Genomic DNA, 21,517 nt, shown 5'->3' with positions numbered 1-21,517 from the left:
CAACTGACCCGCTTCTAGAAGGCGTTCGAGCAGCCGCCACGCGATCCATCTCGTCCAGCGTGTAGGCGGGCAACCATCCCGCGAAGAATGCACGCATGCGCCCTCCGTCTGCAGCAACCCGTGGACGTTGTGGTTGCTGTACAGCAAGACCTCGACCGACCAAGCCCACCCGCCCCCAACACCTCGTCCACCTTGTCCAGCTACTCGGGACGAGGAATCCGCGCCCCGCGCTCGATCTTCCGGATCAGGTCTTCCCCGCACCCGATGGCCTCCCCGAACTCGGCCACCCGAAGGCCCGCAGCTTCCCTCCGCAATTTCAGATGGTGACCGACCACCTCGACCACCGCACTGATCTCATCCTCAGGGTCAACGTCCCAACCGGGCTCATCCGCTCGTCGCCGAGCTGGCGAGCAACGCGGCACTGCACGGCCACGTACCCGGCAGAAGCTTCCGACTGGCACTCACGCTCACCGAGGCGGCCACGCTCCGTATCGAGGTGACCCACGCGCGGGCGGACCGCGACCCACCGGCCGAACCCCAACTACCCTCCCCAGACGCCGAGTCGGGCAGAGGGCTGCTCCTGGTCGCGGCACTGTCCGACCGGTGGGGTACGGAACCGGGACCGGCCCCCTGCAAGACAATCTGGGCGGAAATCGGAACCGCCCCGCCCACCCTCTATTCGTTAACGCCGTATGGCAGTCCCGTTGCAGCGGCCGATGATCCCTTGGCCGGGCCGACGGCCACGGCTACGTTCGAGGGGTCAGGTCATCGACTTGGCCGTGTGCCCGAGTGGTTTAGGGGCTGGACTGCAAATCCAGTAACGCGGGTTCGATTCCCGCCACGGCCTCTACCGCCTTGAGCAAGCGAACTAGGGGCCGACACCCCAGAAGGGGTGCCGGCCCACTCGGCCCCCGTCTCGGTTGATCTGCACCTTGACGAGGTGCATTGGACGAGGGCCCGCGGCCCTGGCCGGTCGCGAACCTCTGCGCACAGCGGCGACGTACACGAGAGCCCATCGCAGTCCAGATGCATGCCCCAGCGCATCGATGCATGGCGCTGCACCGCCAACACTTAAAGAAGCAGCGACCGGTGCGCAGCGGAAAAGTATCGGCCGCATCCATACAAATCTCACAAGAAAAGCGGAACCGAGTCCCGCGCATATCACAACAGCTACCGCTTCAGCACCTGAGGTTGTGCAACCTTCACGCTACCCATTCAAACCTTTTAGTCAAACAGATCGACTTCACTCATGTGAGAAACGTTGCATGTCGCCGACAGTTTCCTTTCTCCGCGGGACGGAAACAATGCAGGCAGTGCAATTGACTATAGGGGGATGAATGGACGGGCGACAGTTACGTGCAGCCGTAAAGCGCGTAGCCCTGTCCATTTCAACGATCGCTCTGGCTTGCGTCGGCTGTGTGCTACTCAGCATGACACTTGTGCAAGTACCCGTCCTGCAAGGCGACCGTAGCAGCAATGCAGGGCAGGCATTCGGTGCGGCCGCAGCCGCATCGTCGACTGTTCTTCTCTTTTACATGGCACGCACAATGCGCATGCAGGAGAAGGAGTCGGAGATGCAACGTATCGTCCTGCAGAATCAGCAACGGGTCATGGAAGAGCACTGCGGCGAAACACGGATGATGAAGGGTGAAATTCACCGTACATCGGAGGCTTTGGTCCGCGGGCTGCACATCGCGATCCTCAGGGATGCCATGAGCGACGCGGACCTGGCGGCGACATGGCCGACGCTGACCGGCGACCTTCCACAGGAGAAGAGGAAGCAGTACCTATATATCAACCAAGTGCTGTCCCTGCAGTATCTCGCCTTCGAGGTGGGAGACTACTCAGAAGCTGCGATCGAGGCGGTACTGCAAGCCCTCTTCACCGTCCCGGTATGGCGGGAGTTCTGGGAGCGGATTCACGACCGAAATCGAGTGCCAGGCGACTCCGCTGAGGCTCGATTCGCCGTGATCGCAGAGCGCGCCTACCAGGCCGCTGGATCCACCACACCTTTGCGTCGCCAGGCGTAGCCATCACGACAACGGGATATCCCCCCGCGCTGCCGTCAGTGTTTCACGGGTGATGACGACGGCCCGTTCATTCGGGCCAATCCCCGCATCCTGGGGAAGGATTGACGTCACGTCCGCCGTGATGTCATCACCAATGATGACAAATCTACCGTCAGCCAGCTCAAAGATGTCTGGGCAATTGGCCTCACTCAAACACTGCTTACGTGCCCGCGGAGATACCCCAAGGCGGCGTTCAATTTTCATGTAGCGGCGTACTCCTTCGGCGACGTCTGAGGCATCATCAGACGCAGAAAGATAGCGCAAGAATAGGGGATCTAGGAAATGCGTGAGCATGACGAAGCGAGATTGAGACAAGCGATCGAGTGATTTATCGACACGGCCATGCAAACGTGGCTATGCGATGTCCGCACAGGAATCATGCCGCTGAACACGCCCGGACGTCACCAGCATCCGTCATGGTCCGAGGCAGTCGATCCCGGTGAAGGTACAGGGTCCGGCCGCAGCCCCGGGGAACGTCAAGTCCCTCACGGTGTACGCCTCTTACGACGCAGGCCGGACATAGAAGAAGACCCCGGTCACGGAAGGAAGGATCACCGTCAAGAACCCTGCCGCAGGCAAGGCAATCGCGCTCCGAGCGAACCTCACGGACAAGCAGGGCAACAAGTCAACGCTGTCGATCTACGACGCGTACCTCGGCAAGTAGCAAGTCACCAGCGCGCCACGCAACGCGTGCGCCCCCCTTATGCCAGAACACAACTTTCCCAAAGTAGGTCCCCCACCCCCCTCTCGGCCGGGGCCGGTCGGCAGACGCTTGACGAGACCGGCACCGATCCCCGGACCGGCCGCGCACCCTCCCACCCGGCTGCGCTGCTACGAACTAGTCCGCACCCGGCAGCGAAGCCAGATGACCCAACCCCGCAGTCCCGAGAGCCCCGCTTCGTGGCCGCCCGGTCAACTCGCTTCTCGCGGTGGAGGGACGGGTGTCAAGGGTGAAGCGAAGCGGAATCGGCGAAGCCGACGCGACCGAAGGGAGCGCCCTTTACACCCGGCCCGGAACCGCCAAACTCAGGACAACCGGGCGGCCCCGGTACGAACTCCACCGCCGGGTCACTAAGAGACCCGCGCCCCGTCCAGCCCCGCCAGAACCGCATCCACGGTCTCATCCACCGTCAGATCAGAGCTATCCAGCCACAACCCGATCCGCGGGGTCCCGCCCCGCAGCCCCGCGTCCAGATCCTCCACCGTCCAGGCCCCGTACCCCGTCTTCCCACGCCCAGCCTCCCGCGCGGCAACCGCATCCGGACGCGGGGCAAGGACAACGACGTACACAGGCCGCGTACGCAAAAGCTCCACGTACGCCTTCAACTCCTCGCCCAGAATGACGTCCTGGACGACGGCGACGAACCCCGCACCCGCGTACGCATCCGCAGTCGAAGCCGACAACCGATACCGCAGCCGAAGCTGAGCCTCAGCCTCCCCCGACGCGCCGGGCTCATACTCCTGACCACCCGACACGATCATCCGGCGGAAAACATCACCCCGCACATGCGCCGCCCGCGGCGACCGCTCAGCCAACGCCTGCGCCACCGTGGACTTACCGGACGCCATGATCCCGGTAATGACGACAACTCCACCCGCTAAAAAGGGCAACGTCACGTAGCCACCGCCGCCTGCGGCCGAATCGGCAACCGATTGACGGGACGGCCCGTAGCCGCCCGCACCGCAGAAGCAACCGCCGCCGGCGACGCAACAACCGGCACCGCACTGGCCGCCTTCGCACCGAAGGGAGCAACGACGTCCCGCTCCTCCACCAACTTCACGATGCGAATGTCAGGAATATCCAAGGCAGTCGGCAGCGCATAGCCCGTCAAATCCGGGTGACGAACAAGCCCCCGCGGCGTCCGCAAGTTCTCCGTCAACGCCGCCCCCACCCCCTGCGTAACACCCGCCTCAATACGCGTCTTCAACTGCGCAGGATTCAGAATGCGCCCCACATCCTGAGCCACCGCCAGCTCAACGACCCGCACCGAACCGATCTCGACATCGACATCGACCACCGCACGGATCGCACAGAACGCCATCCCCACAAAGGCATCACCCTGACCGGCAGCATCCAACGGCTCCGTCGGATGCGGCCGGCACTGCGCCGTGGCCCACAACTCCTTGCCGTCCATCGCCTCCGTCACCGTCGTCGACAACACCCCGTCATACGACGTGATCTTGCCGTCGGTGATCTGCAACAGCTCAGTGGACATACCGAACTTATGGGCAAGAGGCTGCAGCAACTGCGTACGCACCATCTTCGCCGCACGCTCCACCGCACCACCCGAAACCCACGTGTGGCGCCCATGGCAACTCGGCCCCGCAGGCGGCTGATCCGTATCCACCGGAGCGACCCGCACATCATCGATCCCCAGCGTCTCCTGAACGATCTGACGAGCCAGAGTCGTAAAACCCTGCCCCGTCTCGACCGCCGCACAGATCACCGTGGCGACACCGTCCTGGACCTTCACCGTGGCCGTTGAAACCTCGTCCGCGCCCTCCGCGCCCAGGAGTTGGACCATGCCTAGGCCATAGCCGACGCCCCGCCGCACCGCCGCAGGATCGCCCGCACCCTCAGGGCCACCGGGCAGCAGCCACTCGTCCTCGGGCGTGTCCTTCGGCAGCTCGGGAAGCGGGAAGTCCCGTACGGCGGTGAGGAGTTCAGCGACCGGCGCCGGGCACGTCACGGTCTGGCCGGTGGGCAAAATGTCACCCGTCGCCATCGCGTTGCGCAGCCGCACCTCCGCCGGATCGATGCCCAACTTCTTCGCGATCTTGTCCATCTGGGCTTCGTACGCCGCGCACACCTGCATCGCGCCCTCGCCCCGGACATGCCCGGACGGCGGATTGTTCGTACGCACCGCCCAGCCCTCAATAAAGGCGTTCGGCACCACATACGGCCCACACGCAAACGAAACAGCAGCCGCCAGCGCATCCGACGACGTGTCCGCGTACGCGCCCGCGTCGAGCAGGACCTGCGCCTCCACCTTCACCAACTTGCCCTCGGCGTCCGCGTGATGGCGGTAGCGGAGCAGCGTCGGGTGGCGGTGGGCATGCCCCAGGAAGGACTCCTCACGCGTCGCCGTCAGCTTCACCGGGCAGCCGGTGGTCAGGGCGAGCAGACCGAGCGGCAGGTGGAAGCTCGCGTCCTCGCGGTCGGCGGTCGCGCCGGGGACACCCGTGACGACGACCTTCACGATGCCGGGGTCGATGCCGTAGCAGGACGCGGCCATGTCCCGGTCGGTGTGTGGGTCGGTGGAGGCGATGTAGAGCTCCACTCCCCCGTCGGGGCGTGGCACGGCCAGGCCCGCCTCCGCTCCGATCGGCGCGGGATCCTGACGGCCGATGCGGTACAGGCCCTCGACGACGAGCTCGCCCGCAGCCTCCGGGTCGCCGTGCCGCAGCGGGATGTGCCGGATCAAGTTGCCGTCGGGGTGCAGGGGTTCGGCGGCGAAGGCCTTCTCCGGGTCGGTGACCGGCTCAAGCACCTCGTACTCGACGAAGATGGCCGCGGCGGCCATCCGCGCCGTGTCCGGATGATCGGCGGCCACGGCCGCGATGGGCTCGCCGTGGTGGCGTACGACATCGGAGGCGAAGACCGGACGGTCCGGGGTCTTGCGGCCCTGCAGCGCCTCGCCCGGCACGTCCTCGTGCGTGACGACGGACCGCACACCCGGCATCTCGCGCGCCTGCGACGTGTCGATCGACACGATCCGCGCGTGCGCGTGCGGGGAGCGCAGGACGGCCGCCCAGAGCAGCCCCTCCGCCCACAGGTCGGACGCGTAGGGGAACGTGCCCTCGGTCTTGGCGCGGGACTCGGCGGACGGCAGCGACGCACCGATGCCGTGCGGCAGGGGTTCCGGGCCGGGCTGCGGCTCCGCTGCGGTCGCGGTGCTCGCGCCCCCCGCGGCTTCGTTGCTCACGCCTGGCCTCCGTCCTGGCCGTATGGTCCCTCGTACGTTCCTGGTCCTTCGTACGCTCCGGGGCCTTCGTACGTTCCGTCGTACGCCGCCGCGTTGACCCCGCCGGCGCCGGGGCCCGCCTGGTGCGGGATGCGCGGCGCGTCCGGCGGGTCGTCGGGGCTCGTGGGCTCGGCGGCGGCCGCGGACGCCTCGCGCTCGGCCACCACCTCGTGCACGGCGTCGAGCACGCCCCGGTAGCCGGAGCAGCGGCAGAGGTTGCCGCACAGGGCGCGGCGGGTCTCCAGATCGGAGGGGGCGGGGTTGCCCTCCAGGAGGTCGTGCAGGGTCATCGCCATGCCCGGTACGCAGAAACCGCACTGGACGGCACCGCAGGCGGCGAGCGCGCGCTGCACGTCGGACGGATGACCGTCGGCGGCGAGACCCTCGACGGTGCGCACCTCGCTGCCGGCGGCGGTGGCCGCGGGCACCAGGCAGGAGGCGACGAGGCGCCCGTCCACCTGGACGTTGCAGGCGCCGCACTCGCCCTGCGAGCAGCCGTCCTTGGCGCCCGCGAGGCCGAGGCGCTCACGCAGCACGTAGAGCAGGGACTCGCCGATCCAGGCGTCGGTGACGGGGCGGTCGGTGCCGTTGACGCGCAGGACGTACGAGCAGAGGGGGTGCTCGTCGCCGAGGTCGGCGGAGGTCGACGGGGGGTCTTCGGGGGCGGCTTCGGCCTCCGCTTCGGCTTCCGCGTCAGGGACGGCCGGGGCCTCAAGCGACTCCACGGGGGCGTCGTCGGTCACTTCGGCCGATACGGGCTCGGGCTCGGGCTCAAGAACAGGCTCGGGCTCAGCGACAGGCACGGGCGCCGGCGCCGGCGCGGGCTCGACCGCGACCTGGGGTTCCACCTCGACCTCGGCGGCGACCTGCGGCTCCGGCAGCGGCTCCGGCTCCGGAGACCACGGCTCACCTTTCCCGGCGCCCCCCGTCGCCCAAGGAGCGGCCGCCCCGCCCGGCAGCGTCGCGGGCGGCGTACCACCCCACTGCGCAGCGAGCGAGGACGTCGTGAACTCGCCCGATTCATCCGGAAGATCACCATTGGCGACAGGAATCGACCACTGCCCGGTGACATCGGCGGGCGCGGGCGCCGCCGCCTCCGCCTCGTGGAAGCTCCACTGCCCGGTGGCGCCATGGTCGTACGCCTGCTCAGGAACGGACGGAGCGGACGGAACGGACGGCTCGACCGGCACCTCACCGGCAACCGGCCACTGCACGTTCTGCACACCCTGCCCGCCCTGCCCGCCCTGCACACCGGAAGCCGTCCCCGCCCCGGTCACATCGGCCGGCATGACCCAGGTCCCGGTGGCCGCCGGGTCCGTCGCGTCGGCGGTCGTCGGCGTGACCGTTATCTGCGGCGGCACATAGCCGTGGCCGGGCGCGGCGAGCGGAGAACCGTCCAGGAGGCCTTCCGGCAGCTGCACGAAGGCAGTGGCGTCGGAGTCGTACTCGCCCTGCGGGTGCGGCTGCCAGCCCCCGTTGTTGTCCTGGTCGTCACTCACGACAGCGCCCTCCCCAGTGCCCGTCGGGCCAGCGCGGCGACGGTGCGCCGCAGGTGCAGTACGGCGGGCGGATGCGGCTGCGGGGAGCCGTCATCCGCCGGTGGCTGGTCGGGGATGCACGCGGCGGCGACGTACTCGCCGAAGGCCGTCAGCGCCTCCGGCACGATCGCCCGCTCGCCGTCCCAGTCGATCAGCGAGGCGACCCACTGCTCGGCCTCCAGGGGCCGCAGCGGCATCGGCGCGACGGCGCCGACGGCGCAGCGCACCCCGCGCCGCGCGGGGTCGAGCACGAGCGCGACGGAGGCGATGGCCCGGCCGGGTCCGGTGCGCCCCGTCGCCTTCAGGAAGACCTGCGGCGCGTGCAGCAGCGGAAGGCGTACGAAGCCGATGAGTTCGCCGGGGCGGAGCATGTCCATCCCGGCGAGCAGATGCGAGACGGGGACCTCGCGGCGTGCGCCGCCGGGGCCCGCGATGATCAGTACGGCTTCCAGGGCGGCGAGGACGGGCAGCGTGTCACCGGTCGGGCCCGCGCTGGCGATGTTGCCGCCGAGCGTGCCCGCGTTGCGGATCTGCGGGGGTCCCGCGGCGCGCGCGGCGGCCGCGAGCGCCGGGAACAGGGCCGCGAAGTCGGGCCGCCCCACGCGGGCGTGGGTGAGTCCGGCGCCGAGCAGCGCGTGACCGTCCTGGTACTGCCAGCCGCGGATCTCGCTGATGCGGCCGAGGCCGACGAGCGCGGCGGGGCGCAGGAGCCCCGCGTTGACCGAGGCCATGAGATCGGTGCCGCCGGCGACGGGCACGGCGGCGGGCATCGCGGCGAGTGCCTCCACGGCCTCGTCGAGCGTCCCAGGCAGCTTCGCCGTGTGCGCGGTGAGCGCCGCCTGCGGTGCGTGCGTGGTCAAAACCGGCTGCCCCTTCCCGATGCCCGGCGGCTTTCTCGCCGTTCCCACCGTTACGCCTGTTCCGCCGTACGGTACGTGCTCACTGCCCGGACGTGGCAACTCTGGCACATGTTCCCCGGCCCCCGGCGCGGGGGTCCGCTAGGAGACATTCATCCGCAGACCTGGGGGATGTGCCGGTTTCGCACGCCCTCACCGGTCGGCGGGAATTGCCACTCTTCGGTGAACCTTGTACGACTTTCTTCCGGCCGCCCACGGTCCCAGCGCGGGCGGCCCGACACAGCACTATCGGGTGCCTCTCACACGTTTGGGGGCGACCCGTCGATCGGGCGTCCGAGCACGCCGGGGCGGCGCTGCCACGGCAACGGGCCACCGGGTGGCCGGTAGTCGACGCCGAGGGCATCAAGTCGCATGTAATGAGCGGTCATTCGCCGCTCGAAGTCCGCGAAGTCGCGCTCGGCGGGGTCGGGGAGCGCGCTCCAGGCGACCTCGGCGAAGGCGGCGAGGCGCGGGAACACCTGGTAGTCCACGCGTGCGTGGTACTCCATCACTTCCGTCCACACGTTGGCCTGCGTACCGAGAACGTGCCCGCGCTCGTCCTCGGTGAGCTCCGGTGGCAGCGGCTCGAAGCGATAGACGTCCTCAAGGGTGCGGACGTACCCGATGGGTGCGGGCTCGTCGGCTCCGCCGTGCTGCCGGTGGTCCAAGTACACCTGCTGCTCGGGACACATGACGACGTCGTGCCCGGCCTTGGCCGCCGCGATGCCGCCCCCGTACCCGCGCCATGACGACACGGTGGCGCCCTCCGCGAGTCCGCCTTCGAGGATCTCGTCCCAGCCGATGAGCCGACGCCCGCGCGCGGACAGCCACTTGTCGAAGTGCCGGATGAACCAGCTCTGAAGCCCGTCCTCGTCACCGACCCCCAACTCCTTGATGCGGGCCTGCGCGGTGGGCGACTGCTTCCACTGGTCCTTGGGGCACTCGTCGCCGCCGACGTGGATGAAGGTGGAGGGGAAGAGTTCGAGCACCTCCTCGAAGACGCCCTCGTAGAAGCGGAGGGTCTCCTCGGTGGGGGCGAGGACGTTGGGGTTGACGCCCCAGGTGTCCCAGACGCCGAGGGAGGAGGTGTCGACGACGTCGGTGTTGCCGAGTTCCGGGTACGCGGCGATCGCGGCCTGCGAATGCCCCGGGATGTCGATCTCGGGTACGACGGCGATGTGCAGGGCATCGGCGTACGCGACGATCTCGCGGATGTCGTCCTGCGTGTAGTGGCCGCCGTGCGGCGTCTCGTTCCACAGCTCGGACGCGCGGTGCCCCCACTTGGAGCGCGGCCGCCAGGACCCGACCTCGGTGAGCTTCGGGTGGCGCTTGATCTCGATGCGCCAGCCCTGGTCGTCGGTGAGGTGGAAGTGGAAGACATTCAGTTTGTGCGCGGCGAGCAGGTCGAGGTAGCGCAGGACGCCGTCCTTGGGCATGAAGTGCCGGGACACGTCGAGCATCATGCCGCGCCAGCGGAAGCGGGGGGCGTCCTCGATGACGACCATCGGTACGGTCCACTCCCGCCCGGGGTCGACGGGGGCCCGCCGGAACGCCTCGGGGCCGAGCAACTGGCGGAAGGTCTGCGCTCCCCAGAAGACACCCGCGGCGCTGCCGCCCTCGATACGGATCGCATAGCCGTCCACGACGAGGCGGTAGGCCTCGTCCAGCAGCGCGGGATCGATCCGCAGCACGATCCCGTTGTCGTTCTCCCCGGCGGGGAACGGCAGCCCCGTCGCCGCTCCGACCGTGTCGCGCAGCCACCGCGCGACACCCTCAGTGCCGGGCGAGGCATGAAGCACGGTCTCGTCGTCCAGGGGAAAGAGGCCCTGTGTGGGTGGTACCCAGTGGCTGCTGCTCGGCGCCGGGATGAGTTCCTCAAAGGTCATGCGGCGAGACTTCCACGCGATTGCACAACGCAAAAGGGGCGTTGCGGCACACGCAACGCCCCTCCGCACAGCAGGCAGTGGACCGGGTCCGGAGGCTACTTCTTGCCGTCCTTGCCGCCCTTGTCCTTGTCGCCACCGGCGCCCATGGACTCGTAGATCTCCTTGCACATGGGGCAGACGGGGTACTTCTTCGGGTCACGACCCGGCACCCACACCTTGCCGCAGAGCGCCACGACGGGCGTACCGTCGAGCGCGCTCGCCATGATCTTGTCCTTCTGGACGTAGTGCGCGTAGCGCTCGTGGTCGCCGTCACCGTGCGACACCTTCGGCGTCGGCTCTACGAGGGTCCCCGTACCTGCCCCGCGCTCGGGCTCGGGCTCAAGAGTGCTCATGGCATCCAAGGGTACCTACGCCTGCCGGGTCCGGGCATCGGCTGCGCCCGTATCGGGCACGCGCACCGGTCGCGCCGTGCAGCAGCAGCCCCGCCGCCGCCACCGCGGCCGCCGCCCAGGGCAGGCGGTCGGCCGGGAGTCCCGCCGACAGGGCGAGACCGGCCAGACCGGACCCCACCGCGCTCCCCAGGTACAGCGCCGAGTTGTTGAGGGCCAGGGCCACACTCCCGCGTTCCGCCCGCAGGGCCAGGAGGCGGTGCTGCTGGGGGACTTGGAGCGCCCAGCCCGCCGCGCCCCAGACGACGAGCGCGGGGAAGGCGGCGGCGCCGAGCAGCGGAAGCGTGCCGACGGCGACGACCAGGGCCGCCATCAGCCCGCCGACCAGGGCGACCACCCTTCCCGTACGGTCCACGAGCGGCCCGGCGGCGACGCTGCCGATGACCCCGCCGATGCCCCAGGCCCACAGGTAGGGCGCGACGCCGCCCTCCCCGACGCCGCCCGCCGCGTCGAGGACCGGCGCGAGGTAGGTGTACAGGCCGAGGCTCGCGATCGCCCCGAGGAAGGAGACACCGACGACGGGTACGACACCGCGGTCGGTGAGCGCGGCGAGCCGGGCCCGCGCGGGCACCGGCGGGTCGGCGGGCACGGTCGGCAGCCACCCGGCGAGCCCCGCGAGCGCGACCACGCCGAGCACGGTCACGCCCCACATCGTGGCGCGCCACCCGGCCTGTTCGGCGAGCAGCACACCGAGCGGCACCCCGAGCACCGTGCCCGAACTCATCCCGCCCATCACCAGGGCGAGCGCACGGCCACGCCGCTCCCCCGGCACGAGCGCGGCGGCGGCAGCGGTGGACAGCGCGGAGTAGACCCCGGCCCCGACGCCCGCGACGGCCCGGGACAGGAGCAGCACCCCGAGCCCCGGCGCGAGGGCGGTCATCGCGTTGCCGAGGGTGAAGACGCCGAGCGCGCCGATGATGAGCACCCGGGGGCGCACGCCTGACGCCATGCCCGCGACGAGCGGCGCACTCACGGCGTAGGCGAGGGTGAAGACGGTGACCATCTGCCCCGCGAGGGAGACGCTCGTCCCCAGGTCGGCCGCCACCACCGGCAGCAGCCCGGCCATCACATAGGCGTCGAGCCCCAATGTGAAGGCCCCCAGCATCAGCAGCCAGATCTTGCGCACAACACCCCACCCATTCCCTCGTACGAAGCGGCCTGCGAGGCCGCGGGAGGGAAACGTAGGCAGCGTCGCGACGCCCGCGGAAATGCCCGCGAGCACCGATTTATGCTGGGGAAACATGGATGAGCAGGCAGTACGCCCGGACCTGGCCTCGATCGACCTCCGCCACCTCCGCGGCTTCCTCGCGGTGGCCGATGAACTGAACTTCACGCACGCCGCGGCGGCCCTGCGCACCGGCCAGCCCACCCTCACGCGCACCGTCCGCGCCCTGGAGCAGGCGCTCGGCACCCGCCTGCTCACCCGCACCACGCGCCGCGTGGAACTCACCGAGGCCGGCCAACGCCTGCGCGAGGAGCTCGCCCCGCTCCTGACCCGCCTGGACGCCGCGCTGCGCGCACCCCTCGCCGAACCGCCCCTGCTCCGGCTCGGCTTCACCTCCGTGCTGCCCGAGGCCTGCGTCGCCCTGAGCTCCGCCTTCAAGGCGGCGACCGGCGCGGGCGTCCGCCTGGTCCGGCGCGACACCCCGCTGGCGGGCCTGGAGTCGGGCGCCTGCGACATCGCGGTCGTACGGGGCGACATCCCGCCCGGCGCGGCCGTCCACACCCGCGCCCTGCTCCACGAGCCGCGCGTCGCCGTGGTGGCACGCGGCGCGGCGGAGCTCGCGGGCCGCCGCGTCGTGGACTGGACGGAGCTTGCCGACGTCCCCCTGGTGGTGAACACGGTCACCGGCACCACCCGCCCCGACCTGTGGCCCGAGGGCCGCCGCCCCCGGCTCGCCTGCACCGCCGACAACTTCGACGAGTGGCTGGAGGCGGTGGCGGCAGGTCACGGCGTCGGGGTGGCCCCTGAGCCGGTGGCCCGCAGACACACCCACCCGGCTCTGCGCCACGTACGCCTGAAGAACGCGCCGCCGGTCGCGGTGCACTTGGCGGTCCCGGCGCGGGACGCGCATCCGCTGGCGGCGCGGTTCCTGCTCAACGCGCGGGTCAGCCCAGGAACTTGTACGACGCCGCCCCGATGATGACGAGGATCACGCCCCCTCCAGCCAGTCGGAGAAGGTGAACCTCTGCGACTTCCCGGAAGACTTGGTCAGTTCAGCGACGGATCATCCGGATACGTCGCCACCATCGCCAGCTCGCTCCGCTGGCGCCGCAGCACCGAGCGCCACAGCCGCTCGGGATCCGGGGACGAGACGTCGCCGGGCTCGGACTCGACCACGTACCAGGCGCCCTCGACCAGCTCGTCCTCCAGCTGGCCGGGGCCCCAGCCCGCGTAACCGGCGAAGATCCGCAGGGAGCCGAGGGCGGGGGCGAGCAGCTCGGGCGGGGCGTCCAGGTCGACCAGGCCGATCGCGCCGTGCACCCGGCGCCAGGCCAGGGGCCCCTCACCGCCGGGGATCACCGCGACGCCGAGCGCCGAGTCGAGCGAGACCGGGCCGCCCTGGAAGACCACCCCGGGCGAGCCCGCCAGGTCGCCCCAGCCCTCCAGGATGTCCGCGACCTCCACCGGCGTCGGCCGGTTGAGGACCACGCCGAGCGAGCCCTCCTCGTCGTGGTCGAGGAGCAGCACCACCGCGCGGTCGAAGTTCGGGTCCGCCAGGGCAGGCGTGGCCACGAGCAGCCGCCCTGTGAGCGAGGACACCTCGGTCATGAACGACATGATCCCGCATCTTTGCCCCGCGGGGGGAGGCAATGCGCGTACGCGAGTGAATGCAGCTCAGGGCGCAAAGGAGCGCCGTGAGCGCACGCCGGATCCGGTGACCCGGAGTGTCCGGTTCCGAACGGTTCGTGTTGTCACGGACTTCTGACAGGTTTGGCGCGCCCTTGGCCTTACGGAAGGGGGGTACGCGCCCATTACGCTTGCCCTTTGGTCCACCCGTCCATCTCATCGGAACGCGAGATTCATGACCGTCACCGACGATGTACTGCTTGTCCACGGCGGAACCCCGCTGGAGGGCGAGATCCGTGTCCGCGGCGCGAAGAACCTCGTGCCCAAGGCCATGGTCGCCGCGCTGCTCGGCAGCGCTCCGAGCCGGCTGCGCAATGTCCCAGACATCCGCGACGTACGTGTCGTACGCGGACTCCTGCAGCTGCATGGCGTCACGGTCCGCCCCGGCGAGGAGCCGGGCGAGCTGGTCATGGACCCCTCGCACGTGGAGAGCGCCAACGTCGCGGACATCGACGCCCACGCCGGGTCGTCGCGCATCCCGATCCTCTTCTGCGGCCCGCTCCTGCACCGCCTCGGGCACGCCTTCATCCCCGGCCTCGGCGGCTGTGACATCGGCGGCCGGCCGATCGACTTCCACTTCGAGGTGCTCCGCCAGTTCGGCGCGACCATCGAGAAGCGCGAGGGCGGGCAGTACCTGGAAGCCCCGCAGCGGCTGCGCGGCACCAAGATCCGCCTTCCGTACCCGTCCGTGGGCGCCACCGAGCAGGTCCTCCTGACGGCCGTGCTCGCCGAAGGTGTGACGGAGCTCTCGAACGCCGCCGTCGAGCCCGAGATCGAAGACCTGATCTGCGTCCTGCAGAAAATGGGCGCGATCATCGCCATGGACACCGACCGGACCATAAGGATCACCGGTGTCGACAGCCTGGGCGGCTACAACCACCACGCCCTCTCGGACCGCCTGGAGGCCGCCTCCTGGGCTTCCGCGGCCCTGGCGACCGAAGGCAACATCTACGTCCGCGGCGCCCAGCAGCGCTCGATGATGACGTTCCTGAACACCTACCGGAAGGTGGGCGGTGCCTTCGAGATCGACGACGAGGGCATCCGCTTCTGGCACCCGGGCGGCTCGCTCAACGCGATCGCCCTGGAGACGGACGTACACCCCGGTTTCCAGACCGACTGGCAGCAGCCCCTGGTCGTGGCGCTCACGCAGGCCGCGGGGCTCTCCATCGTCCACGAGACGGTCTACGAGTCCCGTCTCGGCTTCACCTCCGCGCTCAACCAGATGGGCGCTCACATCCAGCTCTACCGCGAGTGCCTGGGCGGCTCCGACTGCCGCTTCGGGCAGCGCAACTTCCTGCACTCCGCGGTCGTCAGCGGCCCGACGAAGCTGCAGGGCGCCGACCTGGTCATCCCCGACCTGCGCGGCGGCTTCTCGTACCTGATCGCGGCGCTCGCGGCGCAGGGGACGTCCCGCGTCCACGGCATCGACCTGATCAACCGCGGCTACGAGAACTTCATGGACAAGCTCGTGTCGCTCGGCGCGAAGGTGGAGCTGCCGGGGCGGGCACAGCTCGGCTGACACCTCGTCGGACATGTAGAAGGGGCGGCCACCCGGTTCGGGTGGCCGCCCCTTCTGCGTACTGCCTGAGGCTTACTTGCCCTTGGCGGCTTCCTTAAGCTTGGAGCCCGCCGAAACCTTGACGCTGAAGCCGGCCGGGATGTTGATCGGCTCGCCGGTCTGCGGGTTCCGGGCGGTGCGAGCGGCACGGTGGGTGCGCTCGAAGGTCAGGAAGCCGGGGATGGTGACCTTCTCGTCGCCCTTGGCAACGATCTCGCCGACGGTCTCGGCGAACGCCGCCAGCACGGCGTCGGCGTCCTTGCGGGTCACCTCGGCGCGGTCGGCCAGCGCGGCCACCAGCTCACTGCGGTTCATGTTTGTACTCCCGTGTTCTTCTTGCCGTTGAGGCGTGCCACGCGGCAGGGCCGCATGATGGGCACAGCGAAGCCGATGCTGCCAGGGTCCTCGGTCAGGCCCCGGACCCGGGTCCGTCATCCAGACCCTCGCGCCCAGAAAGGCATCCTGCCCCCACCTGCGGCGGGAAAGCCAATCCGGGGCCCGTGGGGGTCACACGAAAAGCTTCACCGCCCCTGGGAAGGTGGCAGTCGGGGGCGCGCTTCCACGCCACCCTAGAGGGCCTTTACGGGCCCTGCGTTCCACGACGCGCCGTACTACGGGGCCGTGGCGCCTGTCACAGCCACCCCTGCGGCCTTCGCCGCGCTGCGCACCGCATCGGCGACCGCGCCCGCGACCTTGTCGTTGAAGACGCTGGGGATGATGTAGTTCGGGTTGAGCTCGTCCTCGGCGACGACGTCCGCGAGGGCGCCCGCCGCCGCCAGCATCATCTCCGTGTTGACGGTGCGCGACTGGGCGTCGAGCAGACCGCGGAAGACACCGGGGAAGACCAGGACGTTGTTGATCTGGTTCGGGAAGTCCGAGCGTCCGGTGGCCACAACTGCCGCCGTCTGGCGGGCGATTGCGGGCTCGACCTCGGGGTCCGGGTTCGCGAGCGCGAACACGATGGCGTCGTCGGCCATGGCCGCGACGTCGTCTCCGTTCAGGACGTTCGGAGCCGACACGCCGATGAAGACGTCGGCGTCGACGACCGCTTCCTTGAGGGTGCCGCGGGCGCCCTCGGGGTTGGTGTTGTCGGCGATCCAGCGCAGCGGCGAGTCCGGCGCGGCGTCCACGAGGTCCTCGCGGTCGGCGTGCACGACGCCGTGGATGTCGGCGACGACGGCGTGCTTGACGCCCGCCGCGATGAGCAGCTTGAGGATGGCCGTACCGGCCGCGCCCGCGCCGGACATGACGACGCGTACGTCGCCGATTCCCTTGCCGACCACGCGAAGTGCGTTGGTCAGCGCGGCGAGCACGACGATCGCGGTGCCGTGCTGGTCGTCGTGGAAGACGGGGATGTCGAGGGCCTCGCGCAGGCGGGCCTCGATCTCGAAGCAGCGCGGCGCCGAGATGTCCTCGAGGTTGATGCCCGCGAAGCCGGGGGCGATGGCCTTGACGATCTCGACGATGGCGTCGGTGTCCTGGGTGTCCAGGCAGAGCGGCCAGGCGTCGATGCCGGCGAAGCGCTTGAAGAGGGCCGCCTTGCCCTCCATGACGGGGAGCGCGGCTTTCGGGCCGATGTTCCCCAGGCCAAGAACGGCTGAACCGTCCGTTACGACCGCAACGGAGTTGCGCTTGATGGTGAGACGGCGCGCGTCCTCGGGGTTCTCGGCGATCGCCATGCACACGCGGGCCACGCCCGGGGTGTAGATCATGGAGAGGTCGTCACGGTTACGGATGGGGTGCTTCGACTGCATCTCGATCTTGCCGCCGAGGTGCATCAGGAACGTACGGTCGGAGACCTTGCCGAGGGTGACGCCCTCGATGGTGCGCAGCTGCTCGACGATCTCGTCGGCGTGCGTCGTGGACGTCGCCGCGATGGTGACGTCGATCCGGAGCTTCTCGTGGCCGGACGCCGTGACGTCGAGGCCCGTCACCGAGCCTCCGTGGGACTCGACGGCCGTGGTGATCTGGGAGACCGCGGTGCCGCTCGCGGGCACCTCCAACCGGACCGTGTTCGAGTAGGAGACGCTGGGCGCCGTTGCCATGGCCGACTTCCTCTGCTTTCACCGTGTAGCTCTTGCCGTCCGATCGTCGCACCTACCACTGAGTACGTGGTAGCCGCCCCGGATTGCGAACGTTTCGTTCACGAGGTTTTCGGAAACTTGTTTCCACCATACGAGAAGTTGCGGGGTGTCGGTAGGGGGAAGGAGCAAGCAGGTGCGGGAAACGGAAAGAGGTCCTCGTCACTGGGTGACGAGGACCTCTCCTACGTAAATGACACCGACCCGCCATGCTCGCCTCGCGGCAAGTGGTCGCTCGTAGCGACGAAGGTTGGGCCCGGGGGCTTGGATCGAGCCGGTGCCACGTCAACGGTAACAAACGATCCCCGTAAGGCAATTCCCGTCCCGACAAGTCCCTGAAGTCGGCATCGGATGTCAGTCTCGGAGCAGGTCCGGGACCCCGTCCGCGTCCGGCTCGTCGCGCTCGCCCGACAGGACCGTCAGCTGCTGGGTCGCGCGCGTCAGCGCCACGTACAGCACCCGCAGGCCCGCCGGGGACTCGTCCGCGATCTCCGCGGGCGAGACGACGACCGTCGCGTCGTACTCCAGACCCTTGGCCTCCAGGCTGCCGAGCGCGACCACCCGTTCGCCGAGCCCGGCGAGCCAGCGCGCCGCCTGCTCGCGCCGGTTCATCGCCACGACGACGCCCACCGTGCCGTCGACCTGGTCGAGCAGCCGCGCCGCCTCGTCCCGCACGGACCTGCCGAGGTCTCCGTCGCGTACGACCGCGAAGCGCGGCTCCACACCGGTGGACCGGACGGCCGAAGGCGACTCGGAGCCCGGCATCGCGAGCGCGAGGACCTTGGCGGCGAGTTCGGCGATCTCGGCGGGGTTGCGGTAGTTGACGGTGAGCGTGAAGCGGCGGCGCGGGCGGGTGCCGAGCGCCTCGTCACGGGCCTCGGCCGCCTCGTCCGGGTCGGACCAGGAGGACTGCGCCGGGTCGCCGACGACCGTCCACGTGGCGTGCCGGCCGCGGCGGCCCACCATCCGCCACTGCATGGGGGTGAGGTCCTGCGCCTCGTCGACGATGACGTGCGCGTACTCGGTGCGCTCCGCCGCGAGCCGCTCGGCGCGCTCCCGCTGCGACTCCTCGCGCTGCGGCATCAGCTCGTCGAGGCCGGTGAGCAGGTCGAGGGGGTCCAGATCCTTCTTCTTACGGGGCTTGGGCGGCGTACCGAGAATCGCCTGGAGCTCGTCGAGGAGCGCCACGTCGTGCACGGAGAGCTCGTCCCGCTTGAGGGAGCGGGCCACCTTGCGGACCTCGCCGGGGTTCAGGACGCGTCGGGCCCAGCGGCCGAGGCGCCGCTCGTCGCTCATCGCGGAGAGCACCCCGCGCGGGGTGAGCTCGGGCCACCAGGCGTCCAGGAAACGGATGAAGTCGTCCTCGGACGTGATGTCGTCGTCGAAGGACGAGCGGAGTTCGGCGGCGAGCTCCGGGTCGCTGTGCCGGCCCGCGGAGCCGGACTGGGACCAGAGGGCGTCCAGGAGGAGTTTTCTCGCGCGGGGGCGGAGGAGGTTGACCGGAGCCGTGCCGCCGAGTGCGTTACGGCGGATGCGGGTCAGCTGGTCGGCCTCCAGCTCCAGGCGGCGGCCGAAGGCGACGACTCGGAGGCGGGTGGGGGGCTCGGCAGGGGCCTTGGGCGCCGTCTCGTCCTCTTCCTCGCCGAAGGTGAGCTGCTCCGGTTCGGTGGGGGTGTTCGCCGTTGCAGTGTGCGGGTTCGCGGAACGCCTGCCCACAGCGGTCGTCGTACCTTCGAGGGCGCCCCGCGCCGCCCTCCGCAGAACGTGCAGCATCCGCGAAGAGCCCTTGACCCTTGCCACCGCCGGGGAGTCGTAGACCGTGGCCTCCGCGCCCTGCTCGTCGGCCAGGGAGCCCACCGCGCGGATCGCGACCTGGCCCTCCTCGCCGAGCGACGGAAGGACTCCCTCCGTGTACGCCACGAGCAGCGGGGTCGGCGAGACGATGAGGATGCCGCCCGCGTACCTGCGGCGGTCCTGGTAGAGGAGGTACGCCGCGCGGTGCAGCGCCACGGCGGTCTTGCCCGTGCCGGGGCCGCCCTCGACGTACGTCACCGATGCGGCGGGCGCGCGGATCACCATGTCCTGCTCGGCCTGGATCGACGCCACGATGTCCCGCATCGTGTGGCTGCGGGCCTGGCCGAGCGCCGCCATCAGGGCGCCGTCGCCGATGACGGGCAGCGTCTCGCCCTTCAGGGTCGCCGTGAGCTCCGGACGCATCAGGTCGTCCTCGACGCCGAGGACCTGGCGGCCCTTGGAGCGGATGACCCGACGGCGTACGACACGGCCCGGGTCGACCGGCGTCGAGCGGTAGAACGGCGCGGCGGCCGGGGCCCGCCAGTCGATGACGAGCGGGGAGTAGTCCGCGTCCAGGACGCCGATGCGGCCGATGTGCAGGGTCTCGGCGATCTCGGCGGTGTTGTTCGCCGAGACCGCGTCCTCGGCCGGCTCGACCGACGTGTACGCGCCGTCCGGGCCCTTCTTGCCGTCCTTGCCGAGCAGCAGGTCGATGCGCCCGAAGAGGAAGTCCTCGAACTCGTTGTTGAGCCGGTTGAGATGGACGCCGGCGCGGAAGACCTGCGCGTCCCGCTCGGCAAGCGCGCCCGGCGTGCCGACCTGGGAGCGCTTGGCAGCGTCGTTCATCAGGAACTCGGCCTCGTGGATCTTCTCCTCGAGACGCCGGTAGACCTGGTCGAGATGTTCCTGTTCGACGCTGATCTCGCGGTCGCGTACGTCGGCCACCGAGGCCCCTTTCCTGCGTGCAGCTGCCCTACCGAGCAGCCGTCTACCGTACGCGAAAGGGGGCCCCGATGTGCACTTCTCCTACGCGACGACTACGCGTCCACCTCCACCAGACGCTTGCCGTCGAAGGTGGTCACCTCGAAGTGGTCGATGTCGTTCCGGTCCATCGCGGCGCCTCCGTGGACATACAGCGGATTGCGCGCCCACTTGTTCGAGCTGTCCTCGATGCCGTAGCCCCACTTCGGGACGGACCAGGTGGTCACCGTCTCCTTCTCGCCGTCCTTGCCGACCGCGATCAGCGAGCACTTGAGCGGGCCCTTCACGTTCTTCAGCTCCAGGACCGCGTGCGTGCCCCAGGCCTTCTTCTCCGTGCCGACCGTGGCGCTGACCTTGGTCGTCGGGTCGGTGGCCTTGATCTTGTCGTCCATGTGGTTGAAGAAGGCGTCCTCGGCGGGGCTCGTGGGGTGCGGCTCGCCCGCCACGTCCTTCGAACCGCCGCCGTCGTCGCTCACCGCGAGGACCGTGAGCGGACCGCCGATGATCAGCGCCGCGGCGGCCGCCACCAGGTAGAAGCCACGCCTGCGCTTCTGCTCGCGCTTGATCGCGACCTCGTCCACGAGCCGGTCAGCGAGGCGCGGGCTCGGCCGGGCGGCGAGCTGCTCGCCGACCTCCGGTACGGGGCGTACGCCGCGGGCGCCGGGGAAGTCGGCGAGCGCGGCCAGCATCGGCTCCATGCCGGAGAACTCCTCCAGCTGGCGCGCGCAGAAATCGCAGCCCGCGAGATGTGCCTCGAAGGCGGTCGCCTCCGCGTCGTCCAGGATGCCGAGGGCGTAGGCACCGACGGTCTCGTGCACATCGGGAGCGCCGTGCCCGCCTGCCGACTCGTACGGGAACTCGTTCATGCCGTCACCCCCCGCTCCTCCAGCGCCAGCTTCATCGAGCGCAGCGCGTAGAACACCCGCGAGCGCACCGTCCCACTGGGTATACCCAGCGTCTCAGCCGCCTCATTGACCGTACGCCCTTTGAAGTAGGTCTCGACAAGTACCTCCCGATGTGCGGGAGTCAGGTCCTCGAGAGCGTCCGAGAGAGTCATCAGCCACAGCGCCTTATCGATCTCGTCCTCCGCGGGGATGACCTCCAGCGGTGAGGGATCGACCTCCTGCGGCCGGGCCTGCCGGCTGCGGTGGCCATCGATGACGATGCGCCGGGCGACCGTCACCAGCCAGGGGCGTACCGAACCGGTCGCTCGGTTGAGCTGACCGGCGTTCTTCCAGGCACGGATGAGCGTTTCCTGTACGACATCTTCGGCGCGCTGCCGGTCTCCCGCCACAAGTCGGAGCACATAGGCGAGAAGTGGACCCGCGTGCTCGCGGTAGAGCGCGCGCATCAACTCCTCGTCTGGTCCACCACGTTGGACCAGACGATGTCGGTGCGGTCGCCCCTGGGGGCGCTCATCGGCCACGGCGGAATCCTTGCGCACGTCTG

Annotated in this window: 17 protein-coding genes, 1 tRNA gene and 2 pseudogenes; 5 read left to right on the top strand and 15 right to left on the bottom strand. The window is 69.7% G+C overall.

The genetic code is table 11. The features are described 5' to 3' along the window. Positions 1 to 105 precede the first annotated feature (105 nt). A pseudogene (locus OG453_RS09625) lies at positions 106 to 422 on the bottom strand (helix-turn-helix domain-containing protein); the annotation flags it as partial. 353 nt (positions 423 to 775) lie between these two features. Between OG453_RS09625 and OG453_RS09615 the strand changes: the two are divergent. Next, a tRNA-Cys gene (locus tag OG453_RS09615) sits at positions 776 to 847 on the top strand. 583 nt (positions 848 to 1,430) lie between these two features. Then, entirely contained in the window at positions 1,431 to 2,030 is a 600-nt protein-coding gene (locus tag OG453_RS09610) for a DUF6082 family protein (protein WP_266866465.1), read from the top strand. Between the two features lie 3 nt (positions 2,031 to 2,033). Here the strand turns inward: OG453_RS09610 and OG453_RS09605 are convergent, their stop codons facing one another. Further along, a complete protein-coding gene (locus tag OG453_RS09605) occupies positions 2,034 to 2,273 on the bottom strand; it encodes a hypothetical protein (RefSeq protein WP_266866463.1) in 240 nt (79 codons plus the stop codon). Positions 2,274 to 2,499: 226 nt separating this feature from the next. Between OG453_RS09605 and OG453_RS09600 the strand changes: the two are divergent. Further along, positions 2,500 to 2,733 (top strand): annotated as a pseudogene (locus OG453_RS09600) (hypothetical protein); the annotation flags it as partial. A gap of 407 nt (positions 2,734 to 3,140) precedes the next feature. Here the strand turns inward: OG453_RS09600 and OG453_RS09595 are convergent. From OG453_RS09595 to OG453_RS09565, 7 genes are all read right to left on the bottom strand, one after another. Further along, positions 3,141 to 3,680 (bottom strand): AAA family ATPase, encoded by a 540-nt coding sequence (locus OG453_RS09595; protein WP_266869772.1) that lies wholly within the window; start codon positions 3,678 to 3,680, stop codon positions 3,141 to 3,143. A gap of 2 nt (positions 3,681 to 3,682) precedes the next feature. After that, positions 3,683 to 5,995 (bottom strand): xanthine dehydrogenase family protein molybdopterin-binding subunit, encoded by a 2,313-nt coding sequence (locus OG453_RS09590; protein ID WP_266866461.1) that lies wholly within the window; start codon positions 5,993 to 5,995, stop codon positions 3,683 to 3,685. Next, on the bottom strand, positions 5,992 to 7,533 hold the full coding sequence (locus OG453_RS09585) for a (2Fe-2S)-binding protein (protein ID WP_266866459.1): 1,542 nt from the start codon (positions 7,531 to 7,533) through the stop codon (positions 5,992 to 5,994). Before OG453_RS09585 ends, OG453_RS09590 begins: the two co-directional genes overlap by 4 nt. Continuing rightward, on the bottom strand, positions 7,530 to 8,432 hold the full coding sequence (locus tag OG453_RS09580) for a xanthine dehydrogenase family protein subunit M (protein ID WP_266866457.1): 903 nt from the start codon (positions 8,430 to 8,432) through the stop codon (positions 7,530 to 7,532). The genes OG453_RS09585 and OG453_RS09580 overlap by 4 nt, the downstream gene beginning before the upstream one ends. A gap of 296 nt (positions 8,433 to 8,728) precedes the next feature. Beyond that, positions 8,729 to 10,354, bottom strand: coding sequence for a beta-N-acetylhexosaminidase (locus OG453_RS09575; protein WP_266866455.1), 1,626 nt, complete (start codon positions 10,352 to 10,354; stop codon positions 8,729 to 8,731). Positions 10,355 to 10,449: 95 nt separating this feature from the next. Continuing rightward, the gene (locus tag OG453_RS09570) at positions 10,450 to 10,746 is read right to left on the bottom strand and encodes a DUF3039 domain-containing protein (protein WP_135336496.1); all 297 of its coding nucleotides are present in this window, start codon (positions 10,744 to 10,746) and stop codon (positions 10,450 to 10,452) included. Beyond that, positions 10,733 to 12,025, bottom strand: coding sequence for an MFS transporter (locus OG453_RS09565; protein WP_266866452.1), 1,293 nt, complete (start codon positions 12,023 to 12,025; stop codon positions 10,733 to 10,735). Before OG453_RS09565 ends, OG453_RS09570 begins: the two co-directional genes overlap by 14 nt. 19 nt (positions 12,026 to 12,044) lie before the next feature. On the opposite strand from OG453_RS09565, the gene OG453_RS09560 reads away from it, so the two are divergent. Further along, complete coding sequence (locus tag OG453_RS09560; protein ID WP_266866450.1) at positions 12,045 to 12,947, top strand: LysR family transcriptional regulator; 903 nt, start codon at positions 12,045 to 12,047, stop codon at positions 12,945 to 12,947. Between the two features lie 68 nt (positions 12,948 to 13,015). On the opposite strand, the gene OG453_RS09555 is transcribed toward OG453_RS09560, so the two are convergent. Continuing rightward, positions 13,016 to 13,576 (bottom strand): YqgE/AlgH family protein, encoded by a 561-nt coding sequence (locus OG453_RS09555; protein WP_266866448.1) that lies wholly within the window; start codon positions 13,574 to 13,576, stop codon positions 13,016 to 13,018. A gap of 253 nt (positions 13,577 to 13,829) precedes the next feature. Here OG453_RS09555 and murA point away from each other — a divergent pair, with 253 nt between their 5' ends. Next, positions 13,830 to 15,173: a UDP-N-acetylglucosamine 1-carboxyvinyltransferase gene (murA, locus tag OG453_RS09550; RefSeq protein WP_266866446.1), complete on the top strand. Its 1,344-nt coding sequence runs from the start codon at positions 13,830 to 13,832 to the stop codon at positions 15,171 to 15,173. A gap of 72 nt (positions 15,174 to 15,245) precedes the next feature. Here the strand turns inward: murA and OG453_RS09545 are convergent, their stop codons facing one another. From OG453_RS09545 to OG453_RS09525, 5 genes are all read right to left on the bottom strand, one after another. After that, positions 15,246 to 15,527 (bottom strand): HU family DNA-binding protein, encoded by a 282-nt coding sequence (locus OG453_RS09545; protein ID WP_030680681.1) that lies wholly within the window; start codon positions 15,525 to 15,527, stop codon positions 15,246 to 15,248. Between the two features lie 296 nt (positions 15,528 to 15,823). After that, positions 15,824 to 17,257 (bottom strand): NAD-dependent malic enzyme, encoded by a 1,434-nt coding sequence (locus OG453_RS09540; protein WP_266866444.1) that lies wholly within the window; start codon positions 17,255 to 17,257, stop codon positions 15,824 to 15,826. A gap of 390 nt (positions 17,258 to 17,647) precedes the next feature. Next, positions 17,648 to 20,032 (bottom strand): UvrD-helicase domain-containing protein, encoded by a 2,385-nt coding sequence (locus OG453_RS09535; RefSeq protein ID WP_266866443.1) that lies wholly within the window; start codon positions 20,030 to 20,032, stop codon positions 17,648 to 17,650. 92 nt (positions 20,033 to 20,124) lie between these two features. Next, entirely contained in the window at positions 20,125 to 20,934 is an 810-nt protein-coding gene (locus tag OG453_RS09530; RefSeq protein WP_266866441.1) for an anti-sigma factor, read from the bottom strand. Next, positions 20,931 to 21,512: a sigma-70 family RNA polymerase sigma factor gene (locus tag OG453_RS09525; RefSeq protein WP_135334888.1), complete on the bottom strand. Its 582-nt coding sequence runs from the start codon at positions 21,510 to 21,512 to the stop codon at positions 20,931 to 20,933. Before OG453_RS09525 ends, OG453_RS09530 begins: the two co-directional genes overlap by 4 nt. Between the last annotated feature and the right edge of the window lie 5 nt (positions 21,513 to 21,517).

Origin of the sequence: Streptomyces sp. NBC_01381, assembly GCF_026340305.1 — a bacterium.
GTDB lineage: Bacteria > Actinomycetota > Actinomycetes > Streptomycetales > Streptomycetaceae > Streptomyces.
The sequence above is the reverse complement of the archived record's forward strand: the minus strand, read 5'-3'. Positions and strand labels throughout refer to the sequence as shown.